The organism is Pseudomonas sp. HR96, assembly GCF_034059295.1.
Classification (GTDB): Bacteria; Pseudomonadota; Gammaproteobacteria; order Pseudomonadales; family Pseudomonadaceae; genus Aquipseudomonas.
Map to the genome: position 1 here is coordinate 5,329,685 of NZ_CP139141.1, position 19,051 is coordinate 5,348,735.

A 19,051-nucleotide genomic window follows, 5' to 3' on the forward strand; every position below is an offset into this window, starting at 1 on the left:
CCTACAGGACTGGTATTCCTCCCTCACCGCTATGGCCTGACCAACCCCGCCTCGCGGCTCAGCAGCTCGACGAATGCCTGGGCCATGGCCGAGCGCCGGCCCTTGCGTTGCAGGAGCCATACGGCGGTGGTCGCTTCCGGGTCGAGCAGGCGACGGTAGGCAACGCCGTCGATGCGCATCCACTGGAACGATGCCGGCAGCACCGAGACGCCGAGGCCGGCGGAGACCAGGCCAATGATGGTCATCGCCTCTCCGGCCTCCTGGGCGAAATGCGGGCTGAAGCCTGCCTGCTGGGCCAGATGCAGCAACTGCCCGCGCAGGCCACTGCCGTAGCTGCGCGGGAAGAATACGAAGGGCTCCTGGGCCAGCTCGGCTAGCCGTATGCCTTGTTCATTGCCTTGGGCCAAGGGATGCGCGGCGCTGATCACGGCCACCAGCGGCTCGGTGAACAGCTCCAGCACCTCGACCGAGTCGGGCAAGGCGAAGGGGCGAATCAGGCCGATCTCGATCGACTCGTCGACCAGCGCTGCCACCACGTCGCGACTGCTCATTTCCTCAAGATTCAGGTGCACCGCCGGGTAGGCCTGGCGAAAGGCATAGATTGCCTTGGGAATCATCGAATTGAACGGTGCGGACGTGGTGAAGCCGATCTTCATCTCGCCCAGCTGACCAAGTTGCGCCCTGCGCGCTACGTCAGCGGCCTTGTCGACCTGTGCCAGCACCAGCCGGGCTTCTTCAAGGAATAGCCGGCCGGCTTCGCTGAGCGCCACTCGTCGATTGGTGCGCTCGAACAGGCGCGCGCCAAGCTCCTGCTCCAGTGCCTGAATCTGCTGGCTCAAGGGCGGCTGCGAAATGCCCAGCATCTCGGCAGCGCGTCCGAAATGCAGCTCCTCGGCCACGGCGATGAAATAACGCAGATGACGCAGTTCCACACCCACCTCCCCAAGACGACCAATGAGTCGTAAAAGCTATCAAACAGGTCGAACAATATATTGGAAAGAATGATTAGCCAGCTATATGCTTTTTCCATCGCTCCCCAGCTTGCGCCTGCAAGGGGTCCCTGTGAAAACTGCTGCAGCCCCCTCGGCCCGCGCGCCATCCTCTGAAGCGCACGTCCAGGAAGTCCACGATTCCTCCATCATCGACATCGCCACGGACATAGCCTCCGAACTGGGGCAGGCCTACATCGAAAAAGGCACGCCATTATTCCTGCGCACCGTGCTGGCGCTGTTCTCAGGCGGCTTCGCCACCTTCGCCCTGCTCTACTGCGTGCAGCCAATGATGCCGATCCTGTCCCGCGAGTTCGCCATCAACCCGGCGCAGAGCAGCCTGATTCTGTCGGTCGCGACCGGCATGCTGGCCATCGGACTGCTGATCACCGGCCCGATCTCCGACGCTGTAGGGCGCAAACCGGTGATGGTTGCCGCGTTGTTCGCCGCAGCGCTGTGCACCATTGCCAGTGCGCTGATGCCGACCTGGCAGGGCATCCTGGTGATGCGCGCCCTGGTCGGGCTGTCGCTCAGCGGCCTGGCCGCCGTGGCCATGACCTACCTGAGCGAAGAGATCCACCCGCAGCACATCGGTTTGGCCATGGGCCTGTACATTGGCGGCAACGCCATTGGCGGTATGAGCGGGCGCCTGATCACCGGCGTCCTGATCGATTATGTAAGCTGGCACACGGCGATGCTGGTGGTCGGCGGCCTGGCACTGGTGGCCGCCTGCGTGTTCCTCAAGGTGCTGCCGGCCTCGCGCAACTTCAGTTCCCGCAGGCTCAACCCTCGCGGGCTGATCGACGGCTTCACCATGCACTTTCGTGACGCCGGCCTGCCATGGCTGTTCGCCGAAGGCTTCCTGCTCATGGGCGCCTTCGTCACCATGTTCAACTACATCGGCTACCGCCTGCTCGGCGAGCCGTACCACATGAGCCAGGCGCTGGTCGGGCTGTTGTCGGTGGTGTACCTGTCGGGCATCTACAGTTCGGCGAAGATCGGCTCGCTGGCCGATAAATACGGCCGGCGCAATGTGTTCTGGATGAGCATCGCGTTGATGTTCGCCGGCTTGCTGATCAACCTGTTGACGCCGTTGCCACTGGTGATCGGCGGCATGCTGGTCTTCACCTTCGGCTTCTTCGGCGCCCATTCGGTGGCGAGCAGCTGGATCGGCAAGCGCGCCACCAAGGCCAAGGGCCAGGCCTCCTCGCTGTATCTGTTCAGCTACTACGTTGGGTCCAGCGTCGCCGGCACCCTGGGCGGGCTGGCCTGGCACTATGGCGGCTGGAATGGTATCGGCGGGTTTATCTCGGTGTTGCTGATCGTGGCGCTGGCGGTGGCGGCGAAGTTGGCGAAACTAGCGCCGGTGGCGGCTCGGCCGTGATCCATCGAATGGCAACCCGGAAAACTTCCGTGACTCTTACAATTTCCGGCTGATTCGAAAGCCCATACGCCGCAGCACACGCCTGCCGCCAAGTTCGTGTTTGATGACCGCCAGTACATGCAGCCCAACCAACCCCGCCAGTACCGCGCAACTCACCCCGTGCACTTGCATCAACCCCTTGAGCAGCGCTGGATCGTGCAGCGGCTGCGGCAGGGTCAGCCAGTCGAAGATGCGGATCGGCCGGTTCATCATCAGCACTCCGGTGACCAGCACCAGCGCCGTCAGCCCATAGAGCAGCCAATGCGCCCAGTGGGCCATATGCTCGGCCAAGGTCGCGGGCGCGGCTTGTTCGGCGCGCAGGCGCAGCCATAGACGCCAGGCGAACAGTGGAATGAACAGGGTTGCAAGAGAGACATTGAGCTGCGCGACCTGCTCACGCAGTCGCGCGGTTTCAGGCAGGAAGCTCACGTAACTGCCCATGACCAGCGCCCAGACGATGAAGATCGCCGACAGCCAATGCAACATCACTCGCACGGTGCCATACCGTACTCCAGCCGATCTTTCCAGGGACATCCAAGCGGTAACCCGAGCAGAGAAGGCAATATGCTATCGCAGTCCTTCCCGCAGCACTAGTGCGAATGAAATTGCTTCGCATTAGATTGAGTGACCCGCTTCGAACTCAAGCCCGCTCCCGAACGACCGTCTTCACTTATCGACCAATGCCTATCCGATCTACCAAAACCAGACGTGCCGGTAGACTTCGAGTACTGAGCGCCGTAGCGCTCAGCAACCTGAGTGCTCAGCCGTGGTACTGCGCCGAGTACTCGTGCACAGCACGGATGAAGGCGCCGGCGTGTTCCGGATCGACTTCCGGAGTGATGCCATGGCCGAGGTTGAACACGTGACCATTGCCATGGCCGTAGCTGGCGAGAATTCGCGCCACTTCGGCACGGATGGCATCGGGCTTGGCATAGAGCACGGTCGGGTCCATGTTGCCCTGCAACGCAACCTTGTGGCCCACCCGGCGGCGCGCTTCGCCGATGTCGCAGGTCCAGTCCAGGCCCAGGGCATCGGCACCGGCGTCGGCGATGCTTTCCAGCCACAGGCCGCCGTTCTTGGTAAACAGGATAACCGGCACCTGACGGCCATCATGCTCGCGGATCAGGCCGCTGACGATCTTGCGCATGTAGGCCAGGGAGAACTCCTGGTAGGCCGCCGCCGACAGGTTGCCGCCCCAGGTATCGAATATCTGCACAGCCTGGGCACCGGCCTTGATCTGGCCGTTGAGGTAACTGGTAACCGACTGCGCCAGTTTGTCCAGCAGCAGGTGCATGGCCTGGGGGTTGTCGTAGAGCATGGCCTTGGTCTTGCGAAAGTCCTTCGACGAACCGCCTTCGACCATGTAGGTGGCCAAGGTCCAGGGGCTGCCGGAGAAACCGATCAGCGGCACCCGGCCGTTGAGCTCGCGGCGGATGGTGCTGACGGCGTCCATGACGTAGCCCAGGTCCTGCTGCGGGTCAGGAATGGGCAGCGCTTCGATGTCGGCCAGCGTACTGACCACCTTGCGAAAGCGCGGGCCTTCGCCGGTTTCGAAGTACAGGCCCTGGCCCATGGCATCGGGGATGGTGAGGATGTCGGAGAAGAGGATGGCGGCATCCAGCGGATAGCGCTCCAGCGGCTGCAGGGTGACTTCGCAGGCGAACGCCGGGTTCATGCACAGGCTCATGAAGTCGCCGGCCTTGGCGCGGCTGGCACGGTATTCAGGCAGGTAGCGGCCGGCCTGGCGCATCATCCACACTGGGGTGACGTCTACGGGTTGTTTGAGCAGGGCGCGCAGGAAACGGTCGTTCTTCAGGGCAGTCATGACAACATCCGACAGAAAAGTGCGGGCATTTTCCCAGACTGCAAAGCAAAAGGCACGGTGCCAGCCGTGCCTTTTGTCTATCGGGTCAATTTATCGGGATCAGACCTCGAGATAGTCGAGGATGCCCTCGGCGGCATTGCGCCCCTCGAAGATCGCCGTCACCACCAGATCGGAACCGCGGACCATGTCGCCACCGGCGAAAATTTTCGGGTTGCTGGTCTGGTGCTTGAACTTGCCCTGCTCCGGGGCAATGACCCGGCCTTGGCTGTCGGTCTGGATCGAATGCTGCTCGAACCACGAAGCCGGGCTTGGACGGAAACCGAAGGCGATGACCACGGCGTCGGCCGGGATAATCTCCTCGGAGCCCGGAATCGGCTCGGGGCTGCGACGACCCCGGGCATCCGGTTCGCCAAGACGGGTCTCGACCACCTTGACGCCTTCGACCCTGTCTTCGCCGACAATGGCGATAGGCTGACGGTTATAGAGGAATTTCACGCCCTCTTCCTTGGCGTTTTTCACCTCTTTGCGCGAGCCGGGCATGTTCGCTTCGTCACGGCGATAGGCGCAGGTCACCGCCTTGGCGCCCTGGCGAATCGAGGTACGGTTGCAGTCCATGGCGGTATCGCCACCACCCAGAACCACCACCTTCTTGCCCTTCATGTCGACGAAATCTTCCGGCGACTTTTCAAAACCCAGGTTGCGATTGACGTTGGCAATGAGGAAGTCCAGCGCATCGTGCACGCCCGGCAGGTCTTCACCGGGGAAGCCGCCCTTCATGTAGGTGTAGGTGCCCATGCCCATGAACACGGCATCGTACTCTTCGAGCAGCTGCTCGACGCTGATGTCCTTGCCCACTTCGGTGTTCAGGCGAAATTCGATGCCCATGCCGGTGAAGACTTCGCGGCGATTGCTCAGCACGCTCTTCTCCAGCTTGAACTCAGGGATGCCAAAGGTCAGCAGGCCACCGATTTCCGGGTTCTTGTCGAATACCACCGGCGTCACCCCGCCGCGCACCAGCACGTCGGCGCAACCCAGGCCGGCTGGGCCTGCGCCGATGATGGCCACGCGCTTGCCGGTCTTGACCACCTTGGACAGGTCCGGGCGCCAGCCCATGGCGAAGGCGGTGTCGGTGATGTACTTCTCCACCGAACCGATGGTCACCGCGCCAAAGCCGTCGTTAAGGGTGCAGGCACCCTCGCACAGGCGGTCTTGCGGGCACACCCGGCCGCACACTTCCGGCAGGGTGTTGGTCTGGTGCGACAGCTCGGCGGCCTGGAGGATGTTGCCCTCCGAGACCAGTTTCAACCAGTTGGGAATGAAGTTGTGCACCGGGCACTTCCATTCGCAGTACGGGTTACCGCAGCCCAGGCAGCGGTGGGCCTGATCGGCCGACTGCTGGGGTTTGAAGGGTTCGTAGATTTCCACGAACTCTTTCTTGCGTTGACGCAACAGTTTCTTCTTCGGATCCTTGCGCCCGACCTCGATGAACTGGAAGTCATTACTCAGACGTTCAGCCATGTTCAAAAAACCTCATCAAACTCTTCAGGCGCATATCACTGCGGGTTGGCACGGGTGCTGGACAGCAAGGATTTCAGGTTGGCGGCCTTGGGCTTGACCAACCAGAAACGGCGCAGGTAATCGTCGAGGTTTTCCCAGACGTTGCGCCCCCACTCGCTTTCGGTTTCCGCGACGTACTCCTTGAGCACGCCGTCCAGGTGCGTGCGGTAGGCTTCCATCGCTTCGCCGCTGATCCGCTGGATTTCCACCAACTCGTGGTTCACCCGGTCGACGAAGGTGTTGTCCAGGTCCAGCACATAGGCGAAGCCGCCGGTCATGCCGGAGCCGAAGTTGTAACCGGTCTTGCCAAGAACGCAGACGAAACCGCCCGTCATGTATTCACAGCAATGGTCGCCGGTGCCCTCGACGATGGTGTGCGCGCCGGAGTTGCGCACGGCAAAACGCTCACCTGCGGTGCCAGCGGCGAACAGCTTGCCGCCAGTGGCGCCGTACAGGCAGGTGTTGCCGATGATGGCGCTGTCCTGGGTCTTGAACGGACTGCCCTTGGGCGGCACGATCACCAGCTTGCCAGCGGTCATGCCCTTGCCCACGTAGTCGTTGGCATCGCCTTCGAGGTACATGTTCAGGCCACCGGCGTTCCATACGCCGAAACTCTGCCCGGCGGTGCCGGTGAAGCGGAAGGTCACCGGCGCCTTGTTCATGCCCTGGTTGCCGTGACGCTTGGCGATTTCCCCGGAGATGCGCGCGCCGATGGAGCGGTCGCAGTTGCAGATGTCCATGGCGTAGTCGCCGCCGCTCAGCGATTCGATGGCCGGCAGCGCGAGCTCGACCATTTTCTCGGCCAGCAGGCCTTTGTCGAACGGCGGGTTGCGGTCCACTTCGCAGAACTGCGGCTTGTCGGCTGGAATGTGGTCGCTGCCCAGCAGCGGCGTCAGGTCCAGGTGCTGCTGCTTTTCGGTCTCGCCAGCCAGGATCTCGAGCAGGTCGGTGCGCCCGATCAGTTCACCGAGGCTGCGCACGCCGAGCTTGGCCAGCCACTCGCGGGTCTCTTCGGCGACATAGGTGAAGAAGTTGATCACCATGTCGACGGTGCCGATGTAGTGGTCCTTGCGCAGCTTGTCGTTCTGGGTCGCCACGCCGGTGGCGCAGTTGTTCAGGTGGCAGATGCGCAGGTACTTGCAGCCCAGGGCAATCATCGGCGCGGTGCCGAAGCCGAAGCTTTCGGCGCCAAGGATGGCCGCCTTGATCACGTCCAGGCCGGTTTTCAGGCCGCCGTCGGTCTGCACCCGCACCTTGCCGCGCAGGTCGTTGCCGCGCAGGGTCTGGTGGGTCTCGGCCAGGCCCAGCTCCCACGGTGCGCCGGCGTACTTGATCGAGCTCAGCGGCGAAGCGCCAGTGCCGCCGTCGTAGCCGGAGATGGTGATCAGGTCGGCATAGGCCTTGGCCACGCCGGCCGCAATGGTACCGACGCCCGCTTCAGCCACCAGCTTGACCGAGACCAGCGCGGCAGGGTTGACCTGCTTGAGGTCGAAAATCAGCTGCGACAGGTCTTCGATCGAATAGATGTCGTGGTGCGGCGGCGGCGAGATGAGGGTCACGCCCGGTACTGCATAGCGCAGCTTGGCGATCAGGCCGTTGACCTTGCCGCCTGGCAGCTGCCCGCCCTCGCCCGGCTTGGCGCCCTGGGCCACCTTGATCTGCAGCACTTCGGCATTGACCAGGTATTCCGGGGTGACGCCGAAGCGGCCGGTGGCCACTTGCTTGATTTTCGAGCTGCGGATGGTGCCGTAGCGGGCCGGGTCTTCACCGCCCTCGCCGGAGTTGGAGCGCGCGCCCAGGCGGTTCATGGCCTCGGCCAGCGCCTCGTGGGCTTCCGGCGACAAGGCGCCGAGCGAGATCCCCGCCGAGTCGAAACGCTTGAGGATGGCCTCCAGCGGCTCGATCTGGTCCATGGCCAGCGGTTGCGCGGCCTCTTTCACCGCGAACAGGTCGCGGATCATCGACACCGGGCGGTTGTCCACCAGCGCCGTGTATTCCTTGAACTTGCTGTAGTCACCCTGCTGCACAGCAGCTTGCAAGGTGTTGACCACGTCCGGATTGTAGGCGTGGTATTCGCCCCCGTGGACGAATTTGAGCAGGCCGCCCTGCTGGATCGGCTTGCGCACGCTCCAGGCCTCGCTGGACAACGCCTTCTGCTCGGCTTCGATGTCGACGAAACGCGCACCCTTGATGCGGCTCGGCACGCCACGGAAGCTCAGGTCGCAGACTTCCTCGGACAGGCCGATGGCCTCGAACAGCTGCGCGCCGCGGTACGAAGCCACGGTGGAGATGCCCATCTTCGAGAGGATCTTCAGCAGGCCCTTGGTGATGCCCTTGCGGTAGTTCTTGAACACCTCGTAGAGATCGCCCAGCACTTCACCAGTACGAATCAGGTCGCCGAGCACTTCATAGGCCAGGAACGGATAGACCGCCGAGGCGCCAAAACCGATCAGCACGGCGAAATGGTGCGGGTCGCGCGCGGTGGCGGTTTCGACGAGGATGTTGCTGTCGCAGCGCAGACCCTTTTCGGTCAGGCGATGGTGCACTGCACCGGTGGCCAGCGCCGCGTGGGCCGGCAACTTGCCCGGCTGGATGTTGCGGTCGCTGAGGACGATCTGCGTGTTGCCGCCCCGCACGGCTTCTTCCGCCTGATCGGCGATGTTGCGCACGGCGGCTTCCAGGCCCAGCGCCTCGTCGTAGTTGAGGTCGATCACCACGCGGCCGAAACCCGGGCGGTCGAGGTTGCTCAGGGAGCGCCACTTGGCCGGGGAGATCACCGGCGAGCTGAGGATGACGCGCGAAGCGTGCTCCGGCGACTCCTGGAAAATGTTGCGCTCGGCGCCCAGGCAGATTTCCAGGGACATCACGATGGCTTCGCGCAGCGGGTCGATCGGCGGGTTGGTGACCTGCGCGAACTGCTGGCGGAAGTAATCGTATGGCGTGCGCACACGGCGCGACAGCACCGCCATCGGCGTGTCGTCCCCCATCGAGCCCACGGCTTCCTGGCCCTGCTCGCCCAATGGCCGCAGCACCTGGTCACGCTCCTCGAAGGTGACCTGGAACATCTTCATGTATTGCTTGAGCTGATCCGGATTGTAGAAGGCCGAACCGTGATCGTTGTCTTCCAGGTTGGCCTGGATGCGCAGGGCGTTCTTGCGAAGCCACTGCTTGTAGGGGTGGCGCGATTTCAGACGGTTGTCGATGGCGTCAGTGTCGAGGATCTGCCCGGTCTCGGTGTCCACGGCAAAGATCTGCCCAGGGCCAACGCGGCCTTTGGCAATGACGTCCTCGGGCTTGTAGTTCCACACGCCGATTTCCGAGGCCAGGGTGATGTAACCATTCTTGGTGGTCACCCAGCGCGCCGGGCGCAGGCCGTTGCGGTCGAGCAGGCACACGGCATGGCGACCTTCGGTCATGACCACGCCAGCGGGGCCGTCCCAGGGTTCCATGTGCATCGAGTTGTATTCGTAGAACGCCCGCAGGTCGGGGTCCATGGTCTCGACGTTCTGCCACGCGGGCGGGATGATCATACGCACGCCGCGGAACAGATCGATACCGCCAGTGACCATCAGCTCGAGCATGTTGTCCATGCTCGAGGAGTCCGAACCCACGCGGTTGACCAGCGGGCCGAGCTCTTCGAGGTCGGGGATCAGTTCGTTGGCGAACTTGGTGCGCCGCGCCTGGGCCCAATTCCGGTTGCCGGTGATGGTGTTGATTTCACCGTTGTGCGCGAGGAAGCGGAACGGCTGGGCCAGCGGCCACTTGGGCAGCGTGTTGGTGGAGAAGCGCTGGTGGAACACGCAGATCGCGGTCTGCAGGCGCTCGTCACCCAGGTCCGGGAAGAAGGCTTCCAGGTCCGCCGGCATCATCAGGCCTTTATAGATGATGGTCTTGTGCGAAAAGCTGCAGATGTAGTGGTCGGTGTCGGCGGCGTTGGCCACCGACGACCGACGACGGGCGCTGAACAGCTTGATGGCGAATTCCTGGTCACTCAGGCCTTCGCCGCCAATGAACACCTGCTCGATCTGCGGCAGCCGCTCCAGGGCCAGGCGGCCGAGCACGCTGGTGTCGATCGGCACCTTGCGCCAGCCGATCAGCTGCAGGCCGGCGGCGAGGATCTCGCGGTTCATGTTCTCGCGAGCCGCGTCGGCACGGCTTTCGTCCTGGTTGAGGAAGACCATGCCCACCGCGTACTGACGCGGCAGCTCGACGCCAAAGGTTTCCTGGCCGATGGCGCGCAGGAACTGGTCGGGCTTCTGGATCAGCAACCCGCAGCCGTCGCCGGTCTTGCCGTCGGCGTTGATCCCACCGCGGTGGGTCATGCAGGTCAGGGCCTCGATGGCCGTCTGCAACAGGTGATGACTGGGTTCGCCCGTCATATGGGCGATCAGGCCAAAACCACAGTTATCCTTGAATTCGTCGGGATGGTACAGACCTGTTTTCATAGACACTTTCTCACCAGGCTGCCTCTCTTGGAGGGAAATCTCTCTCGGAGGCAAATTTCTTTTCAATTCAACCGCTTACCACCCACGCTAGACGTTCGCCAGCTTTGTGGGGGCAAAAGGGAGGTCATTGTACACAGCGACAGGGTCGCTCACAAATTCGGCGACGAACGCGCGCAAACTCGTGTCGCTTTTTTGAATGTTTCTAGCGAGGTGTTGTGATAGCAACTTTCGCTGGAGTCTGCCGGTAATCAGACAGTACGGCAATAGCTATGCGCTACCAACCGCTCTGGGACGCGGAAGCCCGCCGCATTGTGTGCAGCAGGCTTCGCTTGATCAGATTAGTGCTTCAGGTGAAATAGAGCGAGCCTTAGAGTGGCCCGCCCATCACTGGATCAGTGTGCCGTGGCAAGGTCCTGTTGGACGCTGGCCACCGAGCGAGGCCAAGGTTTACCAGCCTGGACCTTCTCTGGCAAGTTCTTGATCGCGGCGAGCGCCGCTTCGCGGCTGGCGAAGTTGCCGTAGGTCACCACGTACAGCGGCTTGCCCTGCAGGGTTTTCTTGAAGTAGCGGTACTCGCCACCCTGGGCGGTATAGGTGCGTGCGGTGGCTTCGGAGCTAGTGCCGATGATCTGCACCACATAGTTGCCCGGCGCCTGGCCTGCGTACCAGCCACTGCCGGCAGCGCCTGCGGCAGCGTGTGCGGCGGGTTTTTCGGCCGGCTTGGTTTCGGCCTTGGCCAACTGGGTCGCCGGCTTGGCGGCTTCATGCTTGATCGGCTCGGCCTTGGCCGGAGCCGGCTTGGCCGCTGCCACCGGTGCCTGAGCCCGCGGTGCCGGGGTCGGCGCCGGCGCCATGGTCGCGGCGGGACCGGCCTGTACACCTGGAGGTGGCGCGGTGGTAGTCACGGTTGGCGGCTTGAACGAAGACTGCGGCACGGCATTGTTCGGCGTCGCAGGCGCCGGCGCAGCGGCTCCTGGGGCGCTGTCTTCGCCGTCGGCATCACCGGCACCAGCGCCAGCATTGGCCGCCAGCGGGCCGCGCATGACCGGCTGGCCATTGAGCGGCAGCGATTGGGTGTTGCCGGAGAATTCGACGGCCGGGCCGTCGGCATTGTTGGACTTGGCCGTGGTCGGCTGACCCTGGCCCAATGGCAGTTGCGCCTGCTGCGGCGCGCCGGCAGTCGGCGCCTTGTTGCGGCCCGGGATGATCCAGGCGGCGGCAACGGCCACCACAACGACGGCGGAGAACGCCAGTACCAGTTTTTTCGGCATTTTAAACCCCATAGATGGACGCTTAACCGCAGAACGGCTTGCGATCATGGCCTCGATCATTGCATCGCGGGCGACCTGGTTGATGATTCCCGGCCAACCCGCCGAATTCTCGTGGATATCGGTGATCTGTTCGTTACTGAACAGCTTGATGCTCTGGCCTGCACCTTCAAGGCGTTGGGCCAGATACTCGCGGGTTTCTTCTTCGGTGTACGGTTCCAGCTCGATGACGTGGAACACTTCCTCCTCGGCGGCGAGGTTTTCCAGACCGGCGATCAGCGACGGCTCGCCGAACAGGAACACATGCGGCCGCCCCTCAGGGGCGCCGGCCGCCAGGGCGAGCAGGGCTTCGAGTGCGGATTCGTCGAGTTGTTCCGCATCGTCCACCAGCAGGTAGACTTCCTGCCCGGTCAACGCCAACTGCACGATCTGCGCAAGAATGGCAGTGACTTCCAGCTGCGCCACGCCCAGGCTCTGGGCGACCTGGCTGAGCACAGCGGCCGCATCGCCGGCGCCACGGGCCGACACCACCACGCTTTGCACCGACTGCTTGTTGGTGCTGGCCACCAGGGCCTGGCGCAACAAGGTCTTGCCGCTGCCGTGGGGCCCGGTGACCACCAGCAGCAGCTGGCTGTAGCGCGCCAGATGGTGCAACTGGCCCAGCACCGGCTTGCGCTGGGCAGGGAAGAACTTGAAGCCGGGAACGCGCGCCGCGAAGGGGTCGTGTTCCAGCTGATAGTGGCCGAGGAAAGCCTCGTCGGCGTGCAGACTTGTCATCGAATTCTCATAGATCTGATTGTTTGTTGATGGACGAGCGCCTGTGCATCAGGTTACCAGCAGGCCATCGGCGATGGCCTGGTAATCGGCGATCAACGTCGCCTGGAGCACCTCGCGAGGATACTCGTCGGTGATCACCGCCTCGCCGATACGGCGCAGCAGTACCAGGCGCAGGCGACCGTCGATGACCTTCTTGTCGATGGCCATGTGCTCGAGGAAATCCTGCGCGGTCATCTCGGCCGGAGGCACCACGGGCAAGCCCGCGCGCAGCAGCAATACGATGCCGCGGTCGCGTTCGGCCTGGCTGATCCAGCCCAGGCGCATGGACATTTCCAGGGCCATCACCGTGCCGGTAGCCACTGCCTCACCATGCAGCCAGACACCATACCCCATGTGCGTCTCGATGGCGTGACCAAAGGTGTGACCCAGGTTCAAGGTAGCGCGCAGGCCAGCCTCGCGCTCGTCGGCGCCGACCACGTCCGCCTTGGCCTGGCAGGAGCGCGCGATGGCTTCGGTGAGAGCGGCCTGGTCGAGATTGCGCAAGGCCTCGATGTGCTCCTCGAGCCAGCGCAGGAACGGCTCGTCGCAGATCAGCCCGTACTTGATGACCTCCGCCAGGCCCGCCGAGAGCTCGCGCGGTGGCAGGCTGGCCAGGGTCGAGGTGTCGATCAGCACGGCCTTGGGCTGGTAGAACGCGCCGACCATGTTCTTGCCCAGCGGATGGTTGATGCCGGTCTTGCCACCCACCGAGGAGTCCACCTGGGACAGCAGCGTGGTCGGGATCTGGATGAAGTCGACGCCGCGCTGGTAGCAGGCCGCCGCGAAGCCGGTGAGGTCGCCGATCACCCCGCCGCCCAGGGCGATGAGGGTGGCGCGGCGGTCCAGCCGAGCTGTCAGCAGGGCATCGAAGACGGTTTGCAGGGTTTCCCAGTTCTTGTGCGCCTCGCCATCGGGCAACACCACCGACACCACCGAATAGGCACCCAGCGACTGGCTCAAGCGCTCCAGATACAGCGGCGCCACCGTGGTGTTGGAGACGATGGCCACCTGACGCCCGGCGATATGCGGCGTCAGCAGCCCGGGCTGGCCGAGCAGGCCTTCGCCAATGTGGATGGGGTAGCTGCGCTCACCCAGTTCGACGGTCAGTGTCTGCATGTCATGCACTCGGCTTCTTGTTGGTTTGAGTTCCACCTAACGCGGTGGCAGCTGCTGCAGGCGCTCGAGGATATCCAGCACCACCATGCGGGGCGGCCGCTCGTCGGTCTGCACCACCAGGTCGGCAATCTCTCGATACAGGGGGTCGCGCAGCTCCAGCAAGGCGCGCAGCGTGGCGGCTGGATCGGCGGTACGCAATAGTGGCCGGTTGCGGTCACGGGCGGTGCGCCCCACTTGCTGCTCCACCGAAGCGTGCAGGTAGACCACACGCCCGCCGGCGTGCAGGGCCTGGCGATTGGCATCGCGCATCACCGCACCGCCGCCGGTGGCCAGGACCAGGCCATCGAAGGTGCACAGCTCGGTCAGCACAGCCTGCTCGCGATCACGAAAGCCGGCCTCGCCCTCACGGTCGAAGATCCAGGGAATGTTGGCGCCGGTGCGCTGTTCTATTTCCTTGTCGGAATCCTTGAACGGCAACCGGAGCTCTTTGGCCAGCAAGCGGCCGATGGTGCTCTTGCCCGCACCCATCGGCCCTACAAGTATCAAATTTCGCACGGAATCAACGACTCACAGCAATCGCCTGGTTGTTCATGATACGCGGAGTCAGGAACACCAGCAGCTCGGATTTTGCTTCCGAAACGGTATCGCTGCGGAAGAGGCGGCCAAGATACGGCACATCGCCGAGAAATGGCACCTTCGCCGTGGTTTTACTTTGCGTGTTGGAGAACACCCCACCGATCACGATGGTCTCGCCGTCGTTGACCAGCACCTTGGCGTTGACCTCGTTTTTCTTGATCGGCGGCACGCCCAACACTGCGTTGAGGTAGTCCGGTTCATCCTTGGTGACCTTGACCTCCATGATGATGCGGCTGTCCGGGGTGATCTGCGGGGTCACCTCCAGCGACAGCGAGGCCTCCTTGAACGATACCGTGGTGGCGCCGCTGGAGCTCGCCTCCTGGTACGGCACCTCGGTACCCTTGAGGATCTTCGCGGTCTCCTTGTCGGAGGTCACCACCTTGGGTTGCGAGACGATTTCACCGTTGCCCGTGGCTTCCATGGCGCTGAGTTCCAGGTCCAGCAGCACGTTGCTGGTCAGGAAGCCGATGCCGATGCTGGAGGTGGCATCGGTGGCACCCAGGTCGACGAACGGCTGGGCAGTGGTGACCGTGGTCCCGGTGGTGGCCGTGGTGGTCGAGCTGGTCGACGTGGTGGGCAGGCCACCGTAGGTGGTGAAATTGCTGTTGCCGGTGCGGTTGGTCTGGCCACCCCACTTCACGCCCAGGCTCTTGTTGTAGTTGACGTTGGCTTCGACGATGCGCGCCTCGATCTCTACCTGGCGCACCGGAATGTCGAGCTGCGCCACAATGCGCCGCAATTCGTCAAGGCGGTCCTGGGTCTGATAGGCAATGATGTTGTTGGTGCGCTCGTCGACGGTGATCGAACCGCGCTCGGTTTCCTTGCTCTCGCCGGCGGTCACCGACTGGAACAGCTTGGCGATGTCGGCGGCCTTGGCGTAATTGACCTGCAGCAGCTCACGGCGCAGCGGTGCCAGCTCCTGAATCTGCTTCTGCGACTCCAGCTCCTGACGCTCGCGGGCGGCGATCTCGTCGGCCGGCGCCACCAGCAGCACGTTGCCGATCTTGCGCTTGTCCAGACCCTGGGTCTTGAGCACCAGGTCCAGCGCCTGGTCCCATGGCACGTTCTGCAGGCGCAGGGTAATGCCGCCCTTGACCGTGTCGCTGGCCACCAGGTTCAGGTTGGTGAAGTCGGCGATCAGTTGCAGCACCGAGCGCACGTCGATGTCCTGGAAGTTCAGCGACAGCTTCTCGCCGGTGTAGACATTGCGCTCGGCGTTGCGCCGCGCCAGGTCGTCGTTGGTCAACGGCCGCACGCTGACAGTCAGCTTGTTGTCGGTCTGGTAGGAGGAATAGTCGAAAGCCCCGGTGGGCTCGATCAGGATGGTCGCGCGGTCGGCGGCGATCGATGAATTGACGAACTGCACCGGCGTGGCGAAATCCTTGACGTCCAGGCGTACGCGCAGTGCGTCCGGCAGCTGGGTGCGCGGGAAGTCGACGCGGATCTTGCCGCCTTCTTCCTTGATATCGGCGCTGATCGACGGGTCGCTGAGGTCGATGACCACATTGCCCTCGCCCAGCTCGCCGCGTTGGAAATCGACGTTGCGGATGGCCCGGCCCAGCGGCGAGCTCGACTTGCTGGCCACTGCCGAAGGCGCGGCCACCGGGCGTGCTGCAGCCGGCGGATTGGTCGGCGCGCGTGGCGTGGCGCCCAGCGAAGCGGCGCCCTGGCCGATCAGGATGAACAGGTCGTTGCCCTGCACGCGGGTGCTGTAGGGCACCAGCGTGGTCAGGTTGACGATGATCCGGGTGCGATCCTTGGCCTCGATCACCACCGCGCTGCGGGCGTTGCCGCCACCCAGATCGCGGCTCTTGTTGTCGACCTGGCTGGTGACGCCCGGCAGATCCAGGGCGATGCGCGCCGGCTGGTCGGTGGTATAGCCGCGCGGCGGCGCGACCGGCCCGTCGAAGGACAGCTTGAGCTCCACCCGGTCACCGGGCAGCGAGGCGACGTCGAGGGTCTTGAGTGTGGCCGCCATGACGGCAGGCGCTCCCAGGGCTATCCATAGCCAGATGCCGAAGGCGGAAAGAATCCTGTTCATTTTCGAGTTCCACTGTGCATGCTAGACCAGCCCTTATGAGCGTTCCTTGAGAGGTATGGTGCGCGGACGCTCCAGCCACCCCCCTTCACCATCAGGAACGATTTCGACGACGTCGACCTGTGATTCGGAGATCGCGACGATGCGACCTTCATTGCGGCCCAGGTAGTCGCCTACCTTCACTCGATGAACGCCGCCCGCCCCGCGCATCAACGCGTAACGGCCTGTTTCGTTGGCGAGTGTACCGACCATTTCGAAACTTTCTATGTTGAAGCCTTCCAGGAACTGCTTGGTGCGATTGGGATCGGGCTTGACCAGCTGCGAGCCCTTGGCGCGCTTGGTCAGGTCGATCTTGATCGGCGGCTGGAACGGACTGCGCAACGCCGAGGCCTCGTAGGTGAACGCCTCGTACGGGGCGAACCGCGGGATCGGCTCGATGGCGCCCTTGGGCCGCTTGTTGGCGGCGTCCATGAACGCACGAATGTCGCTCGTGTCGCTGTTGCCGCAGCCGCTCAGCGCCAGGGTCAGGGCAATCAGCCCACCTGCTACCCACGCCCTCATTTCGCTTGCCCCTGTGCCGCGGCCGGCTTGGCCATGCCCTGATCGTTGTAGCGGTAAGTCTTGGCCAGGATGCTCATGCGCAGCTTGGTCGTCGAGTTCTCTTCGGCCGGCTTGATCTCGAAGTCATGCAGGGTAACGATGCGCGGCAGGCTGGCCACGCCGCTGACGAAGGTCGCCAAGTCATGGTAGTTGCCGGTGACGGTGATCTGTATCGGCGTCTCGATGTAGAACTGTTGCGGCACCTCGGGCAACAGCTTGATCTCCTCGAACTCCAGGCCGCTGCCCAGGCCCGTGCGGGTGATGTCTTCGAGCAGCCCCGGCACCTCGGTGACACTCGGCAACTGGCGCAGCATGGCGCCGAAAGAGGTCTCCATCTCCTTCATCTGTTCGATGTAGGTGTCCAGGTTGGCGGCCTGGAACGCCTTGGTCGAGTACTGTTCGCGCAGCGCCTGCTCCTGGGCCCGGCTGGCTTCGAGCTGGTCGCCCATGTCACTGATGTGGAACTGGTAACCCAGGCCCAGCAGCAGCACCAGCAACAGCACGCCGGCAATGGTCTTGATCGCCGCCGGCCAGGAGCCGACGTTGTTGATGTCCAGGTCACTGAGGTTGACCTTGCGCAGGCTGTCCATCCATTCCGACATGTTCATTTGGCCTCCCCTTCGGCCGGCACGGTCTGGCGCACCGTCAACTGGAAGGCGTTGGCCTGGTCGACGTCACCCGAGGGCTTGGTCTTGACCTCGGTCAGCACCGCCTGCTCCAGCCACGGCGAGGATTCGAGGTTGCGCAGCAGCTCGGACACGCGGTTGTTGGACTCGGCATTGCCGGCAATCGAAATCACTTTGTCGACCATCTTCACGTCGGTGAAATACACCCCGTCAGGCAAGGTGCGCGCCAGCTGGTCGAAGATACGCCCGCTGATCGGCCGGTTGCCTTGCAGGTCCTGGATGATCTTCATGCGTTCGACCAACTGCTTGCGCCGCGCCTTGAGGTCGCTGATCTGCTTGATGCGGTTGTCCAGGCCGGCGATTTCGGCCTGGATGAACTGGTTGCGCGCAGCTTGCGCGTCGATTTCGCTGGTGTAGTAGCGGTCGGCCAGGATGATGATGCCAATGGCGCCGATGGCCACTGCGGCCAGGGAAGTCAGGAAGCGCTTGCGGCGTTTTTCGCGCAGCTGCTCGCGCCAGGGCAACAGGTTGATGCGTGCCATCAGTCGAAGCTCCTCAACGCCAGCCCGCAGGCAATCATCAGGGCGGGCGCGTCACTGGCCAGCGCGCCGGCGTTGACCTTGTTGCTCAGGGCCATGTCGGCGAACGGGTTGGCCACCAGGGTCGGGGTGCCCAGGCGCTGCTGGATAAGGTGGTCGAGCCCGGCGATGGAGGCCGTGCCGCCAGCGAGCATGATGTAGTCGACATCGTTGTACTGGCCGGCGGCGAAGAAGAATTGCAGCGAGCGCGAGACCTGTTGCACCACGGCATCCTTGAACGGCTGCAGCACCTCGGCCACGTAGTCGTCGGGCAGCCCGCCCTGCTTCTTGGCCAAGCCCGCCTCTTCGACCGACAGGCCGTAGCGGCGCTGGATTTCTTCGGTGAGCTGGCGGCCGCCGAACAATTGCTCGCGTGTATAGATGATGCGCCCGTCGTGCAGCACGCTGAGGGTGGTCATGGTGGCGCCGATGTCGACCACCGCCACGGTCAGCGGCGTGTCGCCCATGGCCATCTGCGGCGCCAGCAGGCCGAAGGCCCGTTCCAGCGCATAGGCTTCGACGTCCACCACGCGGGCGTCGAGCCCGGCCAGGGTCAGCGCGGCTTCGCGCACCTCGACGTTTTCCTTGCGGCAGGCGGCCAGCAGCACTTCGACGCGCTCGGGGTTGCGCACCGAGGGGCCCTGGACCTCGAAGTCGATGGCGACTTCTTCCAGGGGATAGGGAATGTACTGGTCGGCCTCGACCTTGAGCTGGTTTTCCATCTCGTCGTCGGACAGGCCCGCGTCCATTTCGATGGTCTTGGTGATGACGGCGGAGCCGGCCACCGCCAGGGCCACGGTGCGGGTGCTCGAGCGCGCCTTGACCAGCACCCGGGTCAGGGCATTGCCGACGCCCTCGAGCTCGGCGATGTTCTTTTCCACCACGGCATTGGCTGGCAGCGGTTCGACGGCATAGGCCTCGACCCGGTAGCGGTTGCCGGAGCGGCTGAGCTCCAGCAGCTTCACGGAGGTGGAGCTGATGTCGATGCCGAGAAGCGAACTTGTTTTCTTGCTGAAGAGTCCAAGCACAGCCGTTTCCCTATTGCTTTCCGTGACTTACGGACCATTTTTTATGCGGAGCATTTAATAGCAGTCTTGACAGAAGCGCAAATGACGCTACCAGCCGAAAAATGCT

Annotated in this window: 14 protein-coding genes; 1 reads left to right on the plus strand and 13 read right to left on the minus strand. The window is 63.6% G+C overall.

Annotation, left to right across the window (positions count from 1 at the left end):
- Nucleotides 1-29 precede the first annotated feature (29 nt).
- Entirely contained in the window at nt 30-932 is a 903-nt protein-coding gene (locus SFA35_RS23850; RefSeq protein ID WP_320573350.1) for a LysR family transcriptional regulator, read from the minus strand.
- A gap of 130 nt (nt 933-1,062) precedes the next feature.
- Between SFA35_RS23850 and SFA35_RS23855 the strand changes: the two genes are divergently transcribed.
- On the plus strand, nt 1,063-2,373 hold the full coding sequence (locus SFA35_RS23855; RefSeq protein WP_414058439.1) for an MFS transporter: 1,311 nt from the start codon (nt 1,063-1,065) through the stop codon (nt 2,371-2,373).
- 36 nt (nt 2,374-2,409) lie between these two features.
- On the opposite strand, the gene SFA35_RS23860 is transcribed toward SFA35_RS23855, so the two are convergent.
- The 12 genes from SFA35_RS23860 to SFA35_RS23915 all read right to left on the minus strand — a co-directional run bounded on the left by SFA35_RS23860 (nt 2,410) and on the right by SFA35_RS23915 (nt 18,945).
- On the minus strand, nt 2,410-2,898 hold the full coding sequence (locus SFA35_RS23860; protein WP_320579200.1) for a cytochrome b: 489 nt from the start codon (nt 2,896-2,898) through the stop codon (nt 2,410-2,412).
- Nucleotides 2,899-3,172: 274 nt separating this feature from the next.
- A complete protein-coding gene (hemE, locus tag SFA35_RS23865; RefSeq protein ID WP_320573354.1) occupies nt 3,173-4,237 on the minus strand; it encodes a uroporphyrinogen decarboxylase in 1,065 nt (354 codons plus the stop codon).
- A 99-nt stretch (nt 4,238-4,336) separates the two neighbouring features.
- The gene (locus tag SFA35_RS23870; protein WP_320573358.1) at nt 4,337-5,755 is read right to left on the minus strand and encodes an FAD-dependent oxidoreductase; all 1,419 of its coding nucleotides are present in this window, start codon (nt 5,753-5,755) and stop codon (nt 4,337-4,339) included.
- A 35-nt stretch (nt 5,756-5,790) separates the two neighbouring features.
- Nucleotides 5,791-10,239, minus strand: a complete 4,449-nt coding sequence (gene gltB, locus SFA35_RS23875) for a glutamate synthase large subunit (RefSeq protein WP_320573360.1) — start codon at nt 10,237-10,239, stop codon at nt 5,791-5,793.
- A gap of 392 nt (nt 10,240-10,631) precedes the next feature.
- A complete protein-coding gene (locus tag SFA35_RS23880; RefSeq protein WP_320573363.1) occupies nt 10,632-12,284 on the minus strand; it encodes an AAA family ATPase in 1,653 nt (550 codons plus the stop codon).
- A 48-nt stretch (nt 12,285-12,332) separates the two neighbouring features.
- Nucleotides 12,333-13,439, minus strand: a complete 1,107-nt coding sequence (gene aroB, locus SFA35_RS23885) for a 3-dehydroquinate synthase (RefSeq protein ID WP_320573365.1) — start codon at nt 13,437-13,439, stop codon at nt 12,333-12,335.
- A 36-nt stretch (nt 13,440-13,475) separates the two neighbouring features.
- Complete coding sequence (aroK, locus tag SFA35_RS23890) at nt 13,476-13,994, minus strand: shikimate kinase AroK (protein WP_320573367.1); 519 nt, start codon at nt 13,992-13,994, stop codon at nt 13,476-13,478.
- Between the two features lie 4 nt (nt 13,995-13,998).
- Complete coding sequence (gene pilQ, locus SFA35_RS23895; RefSeq protein WP_320573369.1) at nt 13,999-16,116, minus strand: type IV pilus secretin PilQ; 2,118 nt, start codon at nt 16,114-16,116, stop codon at nt 13,999-14,001.
- Between the two features lie 33 nt (nt 16,117-16,149).
- A complete protein-coding gene (locus tag SFA35_RS23900; protein ID WP_320573371.1) occupies nt 16,150-16,674 on the minus strand; it encodes a pilus assembly protein PilP in 525 nt (174 codons plus the stop codon).
- Nucleotides 16,671-17,321 carry a type 4a pilus biogenesis protein PilO gene (gene pilO / locus SFA35_RS23905; protein WP_320573373.1) on the minus strand — a complete coding sequence of 217 codons (651 nt, stop codon included), beginning with the start codon at nt 17,319-17,321 and terminating at the stop codon, nt 16,671-16,673. Before pilO ends, SFA35_RS23900 begins: the two co-directional genes overlap by 4 nt.
- Complete coding sequence (locus SFA35_RS23910; RefSeq protein WP_320573375.1) at nt 17,318-17,881, minus strand: PilN domain-containing protein; 564 nt, start codon at nt 17,879-17,881, stop codon at nt 17,318-17,320. Before SFA35_RS23910 ends, pilO begins: the two co-directional genes overlap by 4 nt.
- The gene (locus tag SFA35_RS23915; RefSeq protein WP_320573377.1) at nt 17,881-18,945 is read right to left on the minus strand and encodes a pilus assembly protein PilM; all 1,065 of its coding nucleotides are present in this window, start codon (nt 18,943-18,945) and stop codon (nt 17,881-17,883) included. The genes SFA35_RS23910 and SFA35_RS23915 overlap by 1 nt, the downstream gene beginning before the upstream one ends.
- Nucleotides 18,946-19,051 lie beyond the last annotated feature (106 nt).